General features: G+C 58.0%; 17 protein-coding genes. All 17 read right to left on the minus strand.

What is annotated here, in order from left to right; all coding sequences use genetic code 11:
- Positions 1–61: 61 nt before the first annotated feature.
- Positions 62–1210 carry a hypothetical protein gene (locus P9292_RS19910; protein WP_309849291.1) on the minus strand — a complete coding sequence of 383 codons (1149 nt, stop codon included), beginning with the start codon at positions 1208–1210 and terminating at the stop codon, positions 62–64.
- 416 nt (positions 1211–1626) lie between these two features.
- Positions 1627–2238 (minus strand): lysis system i-spanin subunit Rz, encoded by a 612-nt coding sequence (locus P9292_RS19915; RefSeq protein ID WP_309849289.1) that lies wholly within the window; start codon positions 2236–2238, stop codon positions 1627–1629.
- Positions 2235–2732: a lysozyme gene (locus P9292_RS19920; protein WP_309849285.1), complete on the minus strand. Its 498-nt coding sequence runs from the start codon at positions 2730–2732 to the stop codon at positions 2235–2237. The genes P9292_RS19915 and P9292_RS19920 overlap by 4 nt, the downstream gene beginning before the upstream one ends.
- 71 nt (positions 2733–2803) lie before the next feature.
- Complete coding sequence (locus P9292_RS19925; RefSeq protein ID WP_309849283.1) at positions 2804–3004, minus strand: hypothetical protein; 201 nt, start codon at positions 3002–3004, stop codon at positions 2804–2806.
- A 36-nt stretch (positions 3005–3040) separates the two neighbouring features.
- Complete coding sequence (locus P9292_RS19930) at positions 3041–4021, minus strand: pentapeptide repeat-containing protein (RefSeq protein WP_309958768.1); 981 nt, start codon at positions 4019–4021, stop codon at positions 3041–3043.
- 4 nt (positions 4022–4025) lie between these two features.
- Positions 4026–7145 carry a phage tail protein gene (locus P9292_RS19935; protein WP_309958769.1) on the minus strand — a complete coding sequence of 1040 codons (3120 nt, stop codon included), beginning with the start codon at positions 7143–7145 and terminating at the stop codon, positions 4026–4028.
- A complete protein-coding gene (locus P9292_RS19940) occupies positions 7133–7897 on the minus strand; it encodes a Mov34/MPN/PAD-1 family protein (protein ID WP_309960917.1) in 765 nt (254 codons plus the stop codon). Before P9292_RS19940 ends, P9292_RS19935 begins: the two co-directional genes overlap by 13 nt.
- A 3-nt stretch (positions 7898–7900) precedes the next feature.
- Positions 7901–8599 carry a phage minor tail protein L gene (locus P9292_RS19945; protein WP_309959923.1) on the minus strand — a complete coding sequence of 233 codons (699 nt, stop codon included), beginning with the start codon at positions 8597–8599 and terminating at the stop codon, positions 7901–7903.
- The gene (locus P9292_RS19950) at positions 8596–8955 is read right to left on the minus strand and encodes a phage tail protein (RefSeq protein WP_309959921.1); all 360 of its coding nucleotides are present in this window, start codon (positions 8953–8955) and stop codon (positions 8596–8598) included. The genes P9292_RS19945 and P9292_RS19950 overlap by 4 nt, the downstream gene beginning before the upstream one ends.
- A complete protein-coding gene (locus P9292_RS19955) occupies positions 8952–11483 on the minus strand; it encodes a phage tail length tape measure family protein (protein WP_309959919.1) in 2532 nt (843 codons plus the stop codon). The genes P9292_RS19950 and P9292_RS19955 overlap by 4 nt, the downstream gene beginning before the upstream one ends.
- Positions 11484–11706: 223 nt before the next feature.
- A complete protein-coding gene (locus tag P9292_RS19960; RefSeq protein WP_309959917.1) occupies positions 11707–12225 on the minus strand; it encodes an HK97-gp10 family putative phage morphogenesis protein in 519 nt (172 codons plus the stop codon).
- Complete coding sequence (locus tag P9292_RS19965; RefSeq protein WP_309959915.1) at positions 12200–12568, minus strand: hypothetical protein; 369 nt, start codon at positions 12566–12568, stop codon at positions 12200–12202. The genes P9292_RS19960 and P9292_RS19965 overlap by 26 nt, the downstream gene beginning before the upstream one ends.
- 20 nt (positions 12569–12588) lie before the next feature.
- Positions 12589–12924, minus strand: a complete 336-nt coding sequence (locus P9292_RS19970; RefSeq protein ID WP_309959913.1) for a hypothetical protein — start codon at positions 12922–12924, stop codon at positions 12589–12591.
- A gap of 52 nt (positions 12925–12976) precedes the next feature.
- Positions 12977–13474 (minus strand): phage tail tube protein, encoded by a 498-nt coding sequence (locus P9292_RS19975; RefSeq protein WP_309959911.1) that lies wholly within the window; start codon positions 13472–13474, stop codon positions 12977–12979.
- A 50-nt stretch (positions 13475–13524) separates the two neighbouring features.
- Complete coding sequence (locus tag P9292_RS19980) at positions 13525–13881, minus strand: DUF3168 domain-containing protein (protein WP_309853935.1); 357 nt, start codon at positions 13879–13881, stop codon at positions 13525–13527.
- On the minus strand, positions 13856–14194 hold the full coding sequence (locus P9292_RS19985) for a phage head closure protein (RefSeq protein ID WP_309853938.1): 339 nt from the start codon (positions 14192–14194) through the stop codon (positions 13856–13858). Before P9292_RS19985 ends, P9292_RS19980 begins: the two co-directional genes overlap by 26 nt.
- Positions 14194–14757: a hypothetical protein gene (locus P9292_RS19990; RefSeq protein WP_309853941.1), complete on the minus strand. Its 564-nt coding sequence runs from the start codon at positions 14755–14757 to the stop codon at positions 14194–14196. The genes P9292_RS19985 and P9292_RS19990 overlap by 1 nt, the downstream gene beginning before the upstream one ends.
- Positions 14758–14778 lie beyond the last annotated feature (21 nt).

The following is a 14778-nucleotide window of genomic DNA, read 5'->3' on the forward strand; positions in this document are numbered from 1 at the left end:
CTCGAAAATTCAACCAAAAATCAATTCCTGAGATCTTTCCACAGCGTTATCGGCTATCCAATCAATCGATAAGCGCTGGAAGCAGACTGTCGTAGTCGAACCGCATCTTCAGGATGCTTTGGTTTCCAAAATTGTCACTGACCAACACTTTCCTCACTCCGTCCTCGTTGTTCCAGCCGGAATGCTCGAGCCCGGAAACTGGGACGCGCAGATTCCACAGGTAAATGTGAAATTCCCCTTTATGACGCGTGGACGGCGACGCCTTGTGCAAGAGGTCATTTTTATCGATATGTATCCAGCGGTTTGTGCTGGCTAGGCTCGATCTCTTCAGCAGCAAGTCAGCGTTGGGTTTGATCCCAAAGGGACTGTCCGGGTCGATGTACCAGATCAACACGTCGAATGCTTCTCCGCGATTACATCCGGCGTAAGCTTGAGCCTTGCCAAGCAGCGGCAAACTGGCCCCCCTACGGAACATCTCCGAATGAATCTTCTCAAAAAGGTGCTTCGGATCGGGCGTTGCTGATAGCTTGAAGCGGGTGGGCGCCTGTATAAGTTTGACCGCGATCTTTTTCCAGCGACTTTCGCCTATCCAGTCATCAACCCATGTAGGGGTTGGATCGACTGGCGATGCTTGATATGAGAGGCAGTTGATATCTTTTGCTACGACGTCAAAGCTTCCTTGCTGGATATCCCATATTTCCGGTCGGCCATAGTCGACCGGGGGGATCGTTGCTACATGTACTTTATTGCGATCTCCCGTCATTTCTCCACGGCGAGTCGAGACCTGTTTGCCGTTTGACAGAGTGATCGTCACAGCCACGTCCATACTCTGCATCTGAGCGGAGTTCGAGCATGTCACGTACAACCTGACGAAATTGCCTCTGTCTGCATCAATCGATTCAGCAACACCCACATCGCCGCGCGTATTAAGTACCGGATAATTTCCGTTTTTCGCCGACCAGCCCCACCCTTCACTGGAGGAGCCGCCGAGTCGCCCGCCGGTCTCGTAATCCACCAGCGTGACATGATCGAGCAGTTCCTTAGAGCTGATCTCGATGACCTCCCGATCCACGTTAATGGGAGTTAGGAACACGTCAACAACAGCCTGATGCCTGCCGTTGGCATAGATTTGAGGCTGACTCGTGTCGTGCGACACGATATTGAGAGTGGTAAGGGCTGTGACCTGTTCCCAGGCTGCGTTCTGCTCCATAGTGCGTCCTTCCTCAGTTAGTAGACTCAATCCTGATCGGACACGTGGCGCTGCGACTCATTGCGTAGGCTCTGTACCCGTTACCCAGGTGGTAGGCGTTGCTAAATGCATCGTGCCGCTCCCCGCCGAATGCCGGGAGTTTTCTGTCTGCATTCCGTGTGCTGCCTGATGCCGTTTGATCCATATGAAATCTCGAATGTCTGCGCCTCGTCTGACGTGACAACAACGTCGTGTAGGTCGTTCAAAAGCAAAGCCGTGTTGTCATTTTCCGTGACGTTCAATTTTGTGCGCGAACGGTGTCGTCGAGCAAGCGTCCCTCCGGAACGACCGAACACCACATTCGCCAATACAACCTGAATTGGTTAGTTATTCGCTAGAACCTGACCCGTCGTTCAGCGCCCCGGCGGATCGACGCATTATTGACGGAGGAATACCGAGTATCCCGCCTCGCTAATCAAATTCTTGGCCGCGTTACCCGACGGCTCGCCTCCGGTGATCAGACCTCGCCGCTGCAGCATGAGCACGTAATGCTGCAAGTAAGTTGCTTTCATTCGGGCGTCGCCATCAGCATCGTCGACTATTTCAAAAAGAGCTGCTCCAACCGTCGGTGATAGCTCGGCGTAGCGACTGGCTCCATCGCCCATGCCGCCGGCGGCGGAGCTTGGATTTGCGGCACCGCTGTGGTCTGTGGAGCCCGCGTCGGCGATTGCGATGCGCAGCCGACGAGTGCCGTCAGCAATAGCGGCGCGATTTTTGGCGTTGTCAGCTTCATGGGAAATCCTCTCACGGTGGAACTGTTCGTCGAGCGCTGCGATACGGGCGGCTGCCGTGTTGTGAGCCGCGATCGCGTCGCTCGCTGCCTTCGCGGCACGCTCCGAGAGGGTCGCGATATTTCGTACGTTCGCCTCGTTGTCGCGCGCGTGAGCAGCCTGCTCCTTGGCAAGTTGGCTGCGATCAAATACGTGGACGGCAGCGCCGCCGACTGCGACGCCGACCACACATATGATGAGGTACGGTGCGTGACTCACAGGTCCCGCTCGCAAAGCGAACGCTCTTCGGCGCGACGCTTCACGAGGCCGGGAAGCACTTTCCCTCGCGAGCTCACCCACTGCGCGCGACCATCGTCCGATTCGTTCATCGCCCGGCAAGCGCCCCTCCAATCGTGCTCATTGAATCGCTTTGCAGTCGCGCTCGCGCAATAGTTGCGACTGCCTATGTTGTAGGCAAAACTCACCGCGGCCGCGAGTTGGTTAGGATGGTCCTTGAGGCCCGGCGTGCATCGAAGCACATCATCGGCGTGCGTCATAAGTTGGCGGTTCAACGACTCCCAGCACTCGTCCGGACTGTACGACTGGCCGACAACGACGTCATGCGTGTCGCCGCTGCATTTCGTCGCAACGCCCACAGGGTCGAGGTAACCGCGATGCACAACCCCTTCGAAGCGAGGCACGATGCAATACAGCGTGGTTGCAGCTACGGTGCCAACTATGCCCGCGAGCGCTGCTTTCCCAAGGTTTGCCATTCAATGATCTCCAGAAACAACAAAGCCCCGACTGCCGATGGCAAGCGGGGCTTCATCCATGCTCAGGCAAATCAGGCGTGAGCCGACTCGCGTTCGCGCGCGCGTTGGTCGCGCCGGTCTTTTCTCCAGGCGAACACGAAACTCGCGCCAATATAGGCAAGCGTCGCCACCGCGACCCACCAGTTGATGTCGTGACTGCTCAGCCACAACCAAAAGTTTCCGCCCGCCACGGGCACAGCCTTCGCCGCGCTGGCGCCCCACTCGTCTTTCATTGGATATCCCGCTAAGAGATTTGTGAACGTTGATCGCTATCGCACAACGCCTTCCATGTGCGCACCGCGCAGATTCGTGCCTGCTAGGTCCGCTCCCCGAAGCTTCGCTTTTTCAAAACGCGCTCCGTCCAGGTCCGCGCCGCTTAGGTCCGCTCCGCGCAAGTCAGCTTCGGACAGGTCCGCGCTGCGCAGACATGCTCCGCTCAGATTCGCGCCCTCAAGCGCAGCTCGCACAAGAATCGCACCCCGCATATCGGCCCGACTTAGGTCCGCGCATGTGAGCTTTGCTCCAGTGAAGTCGACATCGCAAAGCGAGGCGTTCGCGAGCTTCACATTCACGAGCGGCGCACTGCCCCGATGCTCGCCGCCAAGATCTGCGTGACTTAAATTCCTGTTCGCGGCATGACTGAGATCGTCAGCAAGGTTGTCGCTCTGCGTGGTCAGTATGACCGCGCCGGTATGACGGTTTTTGATCTCAGTACCACCCTTCCATGACGTGTCGCTGCGAATTGCGCCGTCGAGGTTCGCGCCCTCAAGCATCGCGCCGCTCAGGTTGCAATCGCGCAAATCAGCCCCTTTCAAGTCAGCGCCGTACAAGTTAGCGCCCGTCAAATCCGCGCCACGCAATACAGCCCCAGCCATCTTGGCATTGACCAAATTAGCGCCGCACAGAACGGAACCGCTCAATTGCGCGCCAACGAGCACTGCCTCCTCTAGATCGGCACTGCGCATATCGGCTTGCTCAATCGTAGCTCGTTCCAGATTCGCCCCCACCAAATTTGCGTCGGCCAGGCGCGCTGCGCGCAGCTGCGAATTTGATAGCGGAGCGCCACTAAATATTGTTGTTCTACCCAAGTCGATATGGCTGAGATCACGCTTTTTGGAAACAGCCTCACGCAGCGAATCTCGAAATTCACTGTCGGTTTGCGTGAGGATCAGTTTGCCCGTTCGGCGATTCTTATAGTCGAAACCTTTATTCCAAGGTAAAAGATCCCACCCGGTCCCGTTCGCTTTCATCGCGTCAATCCATTTCGTATCGCATGCCAGGCCCGACTTCACTCGGAAACCAGGCGCTTGAATGAGGGCTATCGAAGTCGCCAGATGGAGAGGGGATCGCATAGATCACCCGGACCCAGCAATATCCTGAACGGCGCGCGTGTATCTGCATCCGTGCGGAGCCAGTTTCGCCGTATAGGTTGCCCCTGGCATCAGTGAACTTGTCCGTCTCACCTAGGCGAACCTCAACGCGCCATTGCAGTGTGTTCGTTGCGCCTTCGAGCTCGCAGTCGATCCTCAACGCTCTACGATCTCGTCCCAGGCGCAGGTCCTTGATTGAGACCAATCCATTGAGCGTCCGGCCCACCTCAGCCACCTCCGACAAGCGACCGTCCCACACCTCGGCCTGAACGCGCGCTTTGTAGTTGCCGGGCTTTAAGTCGTGCACGACCCACTCGCACTTCGTGTTTGCAAGCCGTTCTTTCTTTACTTCGTGACCCGGCTCATGCCATTCAATCAAATACTGCTTGGCGCTGGCCACCGCGCCCCACGATATCTTGGCCGACATTCTGGCACCGTAGTCCGCGAGTGCTTCAATGCGCGGCGCGCTTGGCGCGGCAATCGGCACGTAAGCTTGATCGGTCATGTCAGTCGACGCCGCATTGTCGACGAGCGCAAACTTTTCTGGCGCGTGCCGCGTCGCCGTGATCGTGAAAGACGTTCCGTCATGCGATTCAGATATGCTGACCACGCGATACAACTGCCGTACCTCGGCTGCCGGCTGAATCGTCCATGCGGCATCACAAACCGGCGTCTGCAAGAGTGGCCTGCAAGGCGTAACCTCCGCGCCGTGCGCACTCTCAATTTCCACGCGCTGAATCTGCGCATCCGGCAGCATCAACGTAAGGTAACTCCCAGGAAGGGCCTCGACCTCCCGGTCCAGGATCACACGGCCTGTATCCGTCACACCCTTAATTCGCCCACCTATCGAACGCTGCGAGCGCAACGGATCGGCAATCTCGATCACCTGTCCTGGAAGCGCAAGCGCTCCATCCAGACCGACACCGAATGTCACGGTGTCGGTCTCCAAGCGCGAGGTCTCAAGAAGCCAATGCCCAGCCCGTTGCGCCTGCGATCGGCTGGTACAGCCAAACGCTGTGATTTCTGCCGTGTTGTAACCGTATAGAGCGATGCCATCAAGGTCTTCGACGCTCTCGACGGCGCGCTGAAAGCCATTGTTCGGGTCACACCATGTGACCATCACGGCCGTGTAGCGTGACTTCAGCGTGCTCCCGGTGTACTTGAACACCCCTTCCACTACATTGCTCGGGTTGTAGATATATGCCGGATCGCACGGCATGTCTGCCGACGTCAGCACACTGCCCGCGCTCCAGTAGGCAATGCCGCGAAATACGCTCGCAAGCTGTTGCAACAAGGCGAACGCGTGCGAACGTGTCGTGATGTAGCAATTGCAGGTGAACCGCCGCTCTGTGCCGCCGCCACTACTTGGAACCTTCTCGTCGCAGTACTTCGCAATCGCATATAACGCGAAGCGATCGACATGGGAATCCCGCAGCCAGGCACCAGCGCCGTAGCGGCCATTGAGAAGGAGATCTCGAAAGATCCATGCCGGATTGTCTGTCCACGCGCGCTTAAACTTCCCGGTCCACTCCTCGCCGTACTTGCGGTCGACCGGATCGTAGTTGTCCGGTACTTCAACCAGCAACCCCTTCACGTCGTATGAGCGGGCTGGAATTCGGTCGAATTTATCGGAGGTGATGCGCATCGCCGCCACTGCGCTAGTGGGATATTTGAACTCGCCGGTTCGCTTTTTTGTGTAGCTCACTACATGTGCCGTACCGTGCTCCTTTCCGGGGTTTTTATCTTGATTGATCTCGTCCGCACGCGAGATCTTCAGCACAAAACGCGCACTTCCGACCAGCTTTACTGGAAACGTGAATGTCTTGCAATAGCTCTGGCAGATGCCAGTAATCTCTCTAATCTCTGGTTCGGGCGCAGGAACGTTCTCGCTCGCCGGTTCGTACGATGGTGCGAACTGAAGTTTGATCGTCGCGTTGGTGTGCCCCTTATTCGAATCCCACCACAGATCATTTACCCGGACAGTAACATCCACCTCATCCACGTCCGGCTCTGCGACCTCGATCTTACAGGGCGTGAATTGCGTAACCTTGATCTTCTTTCCGTCCTTATAATCGTCGGCAAGACGACGCTGAAGCTCGACGCCCACTTGCACCTCACTTGAAGCCGCCGTGACCCACTTGATGGAGTCCTGCCGAACCTTCCCCTCGACAAAATCGAATTTTTCAACTTCGAAATTCAAGCTCCCGTCGTCATTTTCGACTCGAACGCCGTCCAGATACACAGAGCGACGCTGAACAGCTTTAGCGGGAAATGGACCAACGTTGTTGGCCAATCCCTCTATCTCTCCTTCCGAAATAAGATCGACAATGGTGCAGCAAAGGCGACTGTTGATAACCGTCTTCTCTTGCCCTTCAATGCCGCCTGACGTCTGCGTCGCGACCGGCGCAATGTCCTGCTCGGCCGCACGCGCCGGAGCATCGATGGCCTGGATGTCCGCACTGATCACTGTTGATCCAACGCGCATGCGCCCGTATAGCAAAGGCACCGGACCACCTTGAGCGACGACGTTCTGGATGCCTGGCATCCCGTGTTGACTTACCGGGCTCGGAGTCGGCGTCTGCGGCGAGAGCATCTGCGCAATTCCCCCCAGCGCCAAGGAGCCGCCCATGAGCATCATGTCGATGCCAAATTTATTGCCCGGGATGAGCCACATCGAGGCGGCCCCGGCGGCGGCAAGCGCCACGCCTGCGATCGTCTGGAATATCCCGCCGGCCTTACTGCCCGCAATCACCGGAGCGATGCGGATCGGCTCGCCGCCCGAGGGCCAATCGAGCTGCGTCTTATCGACATTGCGTTGGCCCACGAATACCGCATAACGCACGCCCCGCTGGCCGCTTCTGACGAGCTCCTGCCAGAATCCGGGAATCATCGTGCTGAGCGCTCGCAAGGCTTCGCGAGGAGAACGCACAACATAGGCGTGGTCGCGACCGAACTTGGCCCCCAGACTCCCATAGAGCCTGATTGGGCGCACTACATCTTCCAATTGAGTGTCTCCCGATGACGCAGCACATGCGTCACGTGTTTGCGGTAGCGTGGCAGCAGCTCGCGTCGCGAGAGCTGACCCCAAAGGTGATGCAGTATCTCGTCGTTCCCAAGATAGACCGCGGCGTGGTTGGGCACGCCGTATCGGCTCGCAATTGCCATAAGTAAGACGTCGCCCGTATGCAAACGCGCGTCGAACCCCAGGCTGATGAAGCCCGCCGCTTCGTAGTTGTCGAGATACAGCGAGCACGCAGTATCGGTCCACCACTTTCCGGCGCGTTCGAAGTCCGGCAACTCCAGCCCAAGTGCGGCGTGATAATAACGACGCACGACGCCGTAACAATCGTCCATGCCGTGCACAAAGCGCGCGCCGATCAGCGGCGCTGTGGCAGTCGCTCGGGCGATTACTTGCGCCGTGATGTGATGAAGGCGGCCAGCGTGGACGGCCCCGTGCTGGTCGCGCTGCACGCTTTGAATAAACCACACTGGAACGCCTGACGCCCCACATGCCAACAGGTCATCAAGGCTTGGCAGAGCACTCGCATCAGGATGCGAATGAACGATGGCCTGCACGGACCCCACATCTTCTGCGCAAGAATAGGCGGCCGCTGAAATGGAAAAGTGCTCAGACGGAAGATTCGAAACATTGGCGCACGGCAGGTAATCGCCGTTCACGATTAGCCCGCACGATTCGTTTGGATAACACGCAAGCGCGTGCGATTCAATTGCCGCACGCGTGCACCCGGCAAGCATCACCTATCCGCCTCGCGAAAGCGCGCCATCCGCGCCCGCAGCGGGAAAGCCGCCAAAAGGCAGCGGCACGTCCTTAAAGCGCTTTCGGCAACTCGACAATCGCTTACCGCACCTATCCTCTTCCGGATTCTTCGTGTTGATGTTGTTGCGCGTGAAGTAATCCGTTCCACGATAACCGCATTCAGCACCGCGGTACTCCCATTCGCACACCGCACTGATAATCTGGCGTGCAGGCAGTTTGCGCCCCGACAGATCCAAGGGTGAACTCAAAGAGAATTCGACCACCGCCGCCGTTTCAAGCGTCTTTTGCTCAATTAGCCACACCTCGACGGGCATCTCCGCATGCGGGTCTGCCTGCGCGCTATCGTCAAGATACTGCGCAAGCGTTCTGCGTCGTCGCACCGGCGCGCCCACGAGATCGGCAAACCGCTCGCACAACTTCGAGATCGCGCCATCCAGATTTGCAACGCTCAGCGTAGGCGTGGGTTGTGCGGCGCCCCCCGTTCGTCCAAAGCCCATAATCTGCACGGGGAACGCATGGTACTGCTGCCCTTGCCATTTGATTAAGCCACCGTGCTGATGCGCGTGAAACCGCAGAACTTCACCGCCTCGGCTTGTCAGATCGAGCTCGAATAGATTGATCAACGCACCCGGCTCCAGTCGCTGCACATCCGCACGTGCAGCATTGATCACTTCACTCATGCGTCGAAGACCTCTTTGAATGTCACGCTCAATGCGTAAAGATCGCCGCCGAGCGCGCGGGTTTGCACACCCTGCTGCGCGTCGAGCCTGAAAAGACCACGCGTGCGTAATGGCGGTGTCCAGTAAAAGGGGGCACTACCGCGCGTGGCTTCGAGAAACGCGCGGATTGCGCCGATTTCTTGCCCGTCACCAACAAACCGAAGCGGCCACGACTCCGTGACGTTACGCACGCCGTCGGCCAACGCCTGGCTGTAGCCGTCGCCGAACTGCACCGTGTGCACTCGAAAGTGCGTGATTCCCTCCGCACCAACAGAAGGTGACCAGGTAAAGGTGCGATGCATAGCTGATATGCTCACGCAAGCACCCCTTGCGACATCAAATAACCGACTCCGCCCTGCCCGCCCATTTTGCGCGCAAGCTTCTGGTCAAAGAACGCCCCCACCCATTCCTGCAGCGCGCGAAGGTCATGATCGCTCAGACTCAAGCCTCCATGATGGTGAACAGCCAAGTGAACCTGTGCGCCTTCCGATCGCGCCGCGACCGCGGTCGACCCGCCCGCGAGGCCGCTCGAGGAGAAATGCGCCAAGTGATTGGAATTGATTGCCTCGAGCAGCGCATAATGCCGACGTGCTGAGGCGGCGTTCACCACGTACTCTCCGTTGGACAACATCGCAGGAATGCTGTCGCTTGTGCCCGTGCCCGGCCCAGAGATGGATCCGCCCTGTGCGCGGTGGGGCAGCAGCTTCAGAAGCTGCGCAACCACCCCTGTGGTCGGTGACCAATCTATGAGACTTGCAAGAATTCCGCCCATTGCCTGGTGCAATGCAAGTTTCGACAGATCAGCGAGCGCGCTGGCGACAAACTCTCTCACACCGAGCTTGCCCGTTGTCACGAACTTCGTCACCGCGTCTTCCATCCGGCTCATGACGTTGACCACCGCGTGGCGTGCAGTTTCCGCGTGAGCTTGCGTGTCCTTGAAGAACTCCGCCATGCCGTGGTTTGCACCTTCGAGCCAATCGGTTTGGTGCCTCCTGAGCTCCGCGTAATACCGGTCATGGTTCGCGATCGATGCGACGAGACTCGCTTGAACATCCGCCACCGCTCGTCGATACCCATCGCTGTTTAATACGTCTGAGCTTGCGCTCCTTCGCAACTCATCAAGCTCGCGTTGGTGCTTGCGCGTGATTTCGTTCAGATCAGCTTGCTCGTCTTGGCGCACTGGAGCCGCGTCGCGCTCACTGAGCGCGCGCGCGTAACGGCCAGCTTGCTCCTCGCCGTACTCGCGTAGGCTCTCACGCGCATGCCGCGCCTGCACGGCAATCTTCGCTGTCGCCTCGCGCAGCTTCAATTCTTTCTCGATGCCAATATTGCGCTCAAGTTGTAATCGAATGGCTGATTGGGCATGCGCGAGACTTTGTTCTTCCCTATTCGCGGCGTGGGCCTTTAATGCGGCCATCTTCTCGTTGAATCGCGCGAGCTCCTTTTGCGCGTCGCTAAGCTTGCCGGTCGTCGACATCTGCGCCCGAAGCGCAGCAGCCTGCTCACGAAGCCGATCGAGATAACGCCTTGCGGCATCATCTGTGTGTGACGCCCGCCTGTCGGCCGTTGGCGCATGGTAGAGCGACTCATTGTGAGCAAGCGTCTTCTTCAGATCCGCATCGAGCCGTGCCCCAAGCTCGCGAAGCTCCTGATGACTCTTGCCAGCCGCTCTGGCGACGCCCAGGATCGCATCCTTGGCTGCGCGTGCGCTGGCGTTCGCATCGTCAAGCTTTTCCTTCCACGAGCGCATTGACTTCATCTCTTCGTCGTGATGCGCCATCATGGATCCCAACGTGTCGACACTCTTCTTGTGCGCGTCTGCTTTAGATGCTTGGTCAAGCAGAGCACGCTTGCGGCGCTCAAGCGCCGCGATTTCCCTTTCAATCGCCTCCGTGTTCGTCCCGAACGGATTAGCATCGGCGTCATACAGCATGCCTCGCTGGGAAGCGATCGCATCCTGCAACTTCGCGAGCTCGTCGCCCTTGCCTGTCACACCCCGCCAAAAACGCTCCCACCGTTGGCCAAGAGTCTCGTAGCTATCCGTCATTGCCTTGTTGTCGGACACGACGGCTTCTCGCGCGCGTTCGCTCGCCGCTTGTACGAACTGCGCCCATGCGCCCGCTTTGTCGCCGGATTGTTCGACTGTACGGATCTGCTCGATCTGCGCCCGGCTCAGGTCGTGGTGCGTGTCAGCCCAGTTCCGCGCGGCTTGGGCAGCATGTCCATACGCCTGCTCGAATTGACGCACTACGTCCTCTGTCGAGTGCCCCGAGACCTTTGCATAGGCCGCCACACCCTCGGCGACTTGCAAGAGATCTGCCGCTGCGACGCGCCCAGACTGCGCGAGAGTCATCAACGCCTGGCGTGCGTCGTTCGTCGACACGCCTACGCGGTGCGAGAGAGTATCGGAATACACCAGCAATTTGCCCTGCGTGAGCGCTGCATAGTCGCCAGTAACAACCATCGCATGATCGAGCTTCTCTTGCTGCTCGCTGAGTGCGTGGATGGCATGATAAGCAACGTATGCGCTTGCACAAAAGGCGCCTAAGGCGATGCCCGCCGGCCCGCACAGCATCGGCAGGACATCGATGCGCTCACCTAGCACCATGAGCGAGCCCATGAAATTCTTCCAGCTACCTTGCATGGCTTCGTGCCCAAGCACAAATATTTCACGCCGAGCAGCCGCCGATCCAGCTCCGAGGTGATTCATGGCGCGTGATGCCGCCTCGGCCTTCGCAATCAATGGCTCCGCGGACTCGGCAATTCCAAGATTCGCTGCCCTCAATCGCATCAGATCGAACCGTGTCTTACCTGCGGTCTCGGCCACTTTCTGAAAGCCCTTCACCGCAGCATTCACCTGACGCACGCTCGCCGCAGCGCCGCTATTGGCCGCCTCCTCAAGCGCACGTGCTACAAGCGTGCTGTTTGCAGCCATATCCTTCTGACAGGCTTCGAACCTTCGGGCGCTCGCTTGCTGATCAGCGACGAAGCCCTTGCTCGCTCGTTTTACCCGCTCCATGCCCGTTTCGAAACCGGACGCATCGGCGCTAATGCGAGTGACGACCTCATTAGCCACGATTTGCCTCCATCAGCTTCTGCTCGACGACCTCAGCCATCTTTCGAGCCGCCTCTGACTTCTTGGCGTCGAACGCGGGTCGCATGAACGGCTGCGCTGGCGTTCGCGAACTACCGAACTCGATGTCGTGAATGGCGCGCGCGAGCGTGCGCTTCGTCAACGGCACCGCGTTCCGTTTGCCCAGTTCCACAAAGCGGCCATAAAAGGCATCCGAGCTCCAGGTGACAATGTAGGAGGCAAGCTTGCCGGGCACTGATTCCTCTTGATCGTATGCGATCAGAAGATGGTCTCGCAGGAATCCAGGAGAATGGGGGCGGCCGAAACGCGTGCCGATGCGATCGCCTACCGGCACGCGCCGTTTCGCTTCGTCATGAATCACGCGAGCGCCGGACACCGCCGCTTGGCGGAGCGTGCTTTCACTTGCCGCGTCATCGAGCTTGGCGAACATCTCAGTCAACGCCTCAAGATTCTCAACACGATAGTTTTTACTCACTCTCAAGCACCTCCCCATTGCGCACGACGAGGCGCTTTGCGCCGAAGCGTTTGGCTGCGTCCAGATTGACACCAAACGTGTTGGCCACAATCTCCTCGGCGCTGCGCCCACTAGGCTTTGAATTTTCGCGGCTCCAACCAGACCAAGGCGTGAACTCTGCCGCCGTCGCGAGCGGTGCTTCCTTGCCACGATGGATGTTGTACAACAGACTCATAAGTGTGCCGGCCCGCAGATCTTCAATGTGGCCGCCCCACGGTTCGAGTTCGAACAGCGCCACCCAATCCGAATATTCGGCACTGAACACCTCGAGCTTGGCGCGCCGCACCGACATACCCAATACCATGGCAATGCGCATCCACATCAGTTTCTGCGGGCTGGCTTTCAGTTTTTTGTGGCTTCCTCCTGGGCGCGGTTACCGAGACCGTTCAGCCGCATCGCGATCTGCGCGAGTTCTTCGAGGAGCGGCTTGCGCCCCGCACGAAGCGCTTCAATGTCGTCTCGACAAAACAGCGGCTCACCGGCTTCATCAACCACAGTGGCGGCGATCAGCGTCGCTTCAAATGCGCTGTTTCCAGCGCGATCTTTAACGCTGTCGTAAAGCGCGTCGCGCGCCGCGCCCGTGAGCTCGCGAAAGCGTACTCGCTCACCTCCGAGTGCCATGACGTTCTCATCGACGATATTGGGCTGAAGAGCCGATAAAATTTGTTCTCGTTGCATGTCATGCCTCTTTCGATTGGTTTTGCGAATGAGATAAACGTTAGATAGAGCCTTACTGCGAATTCGACTTTTTACCGAACGCAATCACGATCTCGCCGCTCACCTCCAAGTTGACGGAGCTGGTCAGCATTTGATCGACCTTCGCCGCGATCGGGAAATCCTTCACATGCGCTTTAAAATTGATCACCGTTCCTTCCGACAAAGTGAGTTGAAACTCAAGCAGCGTTCCGTTTTTTCTCGCGTTGAACAATGCCTGATGCGACTTCTCGGTCATATTCACGTGAAGTGCGAGCGTCACTTGCCCCCAATCCTGCATACCGCGCTTTTTCTCTCGACCGGTGCTATTCAAACGCGTGACGTCAACCAGGTTTGCCGAACCCGTGAAGCTTGAGATGTCTGTGAAATTTGCTACTTCGGCAAACGAAGCGTTGTCATCGCTTGCGTCCTTATACGCCAGCGTGGTGCCTTGCGATGGAACTGCGGTCGACTGCTGTTTATTTGAGTCGTTATCTGCGCGAAAAATATCTTCCGGCGTGGTTTTCTCTGCCATTGCCTTTACTCCGTTATTCAAAAATCGCCGCGGCGGTCCTGCATCACGTTCTAATAAAACTTGCCCCAGATACTCACATCAAGATGACTTCCAAAGAGGCGGGTCTCGTGTTCAAAGACATCCTCAGGTGCGCCTAGAGGCACCGCGCCAACCGTAGGGTTGACGATCGCCGAGACGACTTGATGCATCAGTTTCGCGCGACCCTCAGACGTAGTACTCCACACGGAAATCTGCACTCGTGCTCGGATTACGCCCAAAGGTTTGCCGCTCAGACCGACGGGAAAACGTCCGCCGGCCATCTGATAAACGATCCACGGGGGGCGAACATCGTCATCCACCACGTCTTCGAACACGCGCCCGTCGGCCAGATGCGCGAGCGCATTACGAACGATTTTCCCGGCGCTCATCGGTGACGCAGATAAGTTGGATGTACTCGCGCCGAGCAACATCCGGCTGCACTTGCTCAATGCGCATGACGAGGCCATCAACCGTCAAGCACATGCCCTGCCGGATGGCCTTGCAAGCTATCCGGCTATACCGAATACGCACGCTTGCTCGCGTGATGCTGACGGGCGCATCGGCCGCAATGATCTCCTTGCCGCTTTGCATAATCACAAACGCGCGCGTCTTAATGACAAGCTCCCACGCGATCGATTCACGATTTGGATCTCGTACACGGCGCTCGATGCGCACGGTCCGATTGAACACTCCTGCCGGCATCAAAATCTCGATGGCACGCAAATCGGCGCGAGCAGCACGTCGGCATAGCCACCTGGCATCTCGCCGATGGCTTGTCCCCGTGCATACAGTTCGCGATGGTCATATGCCCATGCGGCCGCCAGAAGCATCCACGAACGCACCGATGGATAGCGCGACAGGTCGATGCCCGCTTGGTAGGTGATCAAAACCGTACTGGCATCGGGCCAGGCTCTATTGGCCTTGGGCGCGAGAAGCGTCTCACGACCCAGCTGCACAACCTCATAGGTATTGCTATCCAGAGTTGTCAACTCTTCCGAAGCAATGCGCGATTGCACGCTTTCGACGGTTAGGACCTGTCCAGTTGACAACGGGATTTCGCCTCGCGGGAAGCTAGCAAAACGCTCGACGTACCGCGCGTGGCGAATCGCAGCGCCCGACTTACTTTCCGCCGCCTGCCGCGCGCCTGGGATCACAGTTCGCTCAATGAAATCGCGCTCATCCTCGTCGTCAATTCGGCATTGCGCAGCGACATCTTCGAACGTCAGTGGTTCGGCATCCAAGTATTTAAGCAGCAAAGCGGCCATTCAGTTTAACCGGCGAGTGAA

The organism is Caballeronia sp. LZ001 (genome assembly GCF_031450875.1).
Taxonomy (GTDB): Bacteria; Pseudomonadota; Gammaproteobacteria; order Burkholderiales; family Burkholderiaceae; genus Caballeronia.

Bases quoted from the DNA above. Each gene is read 5' to 3' on its own strand.
- P9292_RS19910 (WP_309849291.1), bottom strand. From the start codon at position 1,210: ATGGAGCAGAACGCAGCCTGGGAACAGGTCACAGCCCTTACCACTCTC.
- P9292_RS19920 (WP_309849285.1), bottom strand. From the start codon at position 2,732: ATGGCAAACCTTGGGAAAGCAGCGCTCGCGGGCATAGTTGGCACCGTA.
- P9292_RS19925 (WP_309849283.1), bottom strand. From the start codon at position 3,004: ATGAAAGACGAGTGGGGCGCCAGCGCGGCGAAGGCTGTGCCCGTGGCG.
- P9292_RS19930 (WP_309958768.1), bottom strand. From the start codon at position 4,021: ATGAAAGCGAACGGGACCGGGTGGGATCTTTTACCTTGGAATAAAGGT.
- P9292_RS19940 (WP_309960917.1), bottom strand. From the start codon at position 7,897: ATGCTTGCCGGGTGCACGCGTGCGGCAATTGAATCGCACGCGCTTGCG.
- P9292_RS19945 (WP_309959923.1), bottom strand. From the start codon at position 8,599: ATGAGTGAAGTGATCAATGCTGCACGTGCGGATGTGCAGCGACTGGAG.
- P9292_RS19960 (WP_309959917.1), bottom strand. From the start codon at position 12,225: ATGGGGAGGTGCTTGAGAGTGAGTAAAAACTATCGTGTTGAGAATCTT.
- P9292_RS19965 (WP_309959915.1), bottom strand. From the start codon at position 12,568: ATGTGGATGCGCATTGCCATGGTATTGGGTATGTCGGTGCGGCGCGCC.
- P9292_RS19970 (WP_309959913.1), bottom strand. From the start codon at position 12,924: ATGCAACGAGAACAAATTTTATCGGCTCTTCAGCCCAATATCGTCGAT.
- P9292_RS19975 (WP_309959911.1), bottom strand. From the start codon at position 13,474: ATGGCAGAGAAAACCACGCCGGAAGATATTTTTCGCGCAGATAACGAC.
- P9292_RS19980 (WP_309853935.1), bottom strand. From the start codon at position 13,881: ATGAGCGCCGGGAAAATCGTTCGTAATGCGCTCGCGCATCTGGCCGAC.
- P9292_RS19985 (WP_309853938.1), bottom strand. From the start codon at position 14,194: ATGCCGGCAGGAGTGTTCAATCGGACCGTGCGCATCGAGCGCCGTGTA.
- P9292_RS19990 (WP_309853941.1), bottom strand. From the start codon at position 14,757: ATGGCCGCTTTGCTGCTTAAATACTTGGATGCCGAACCACTGACGTTC.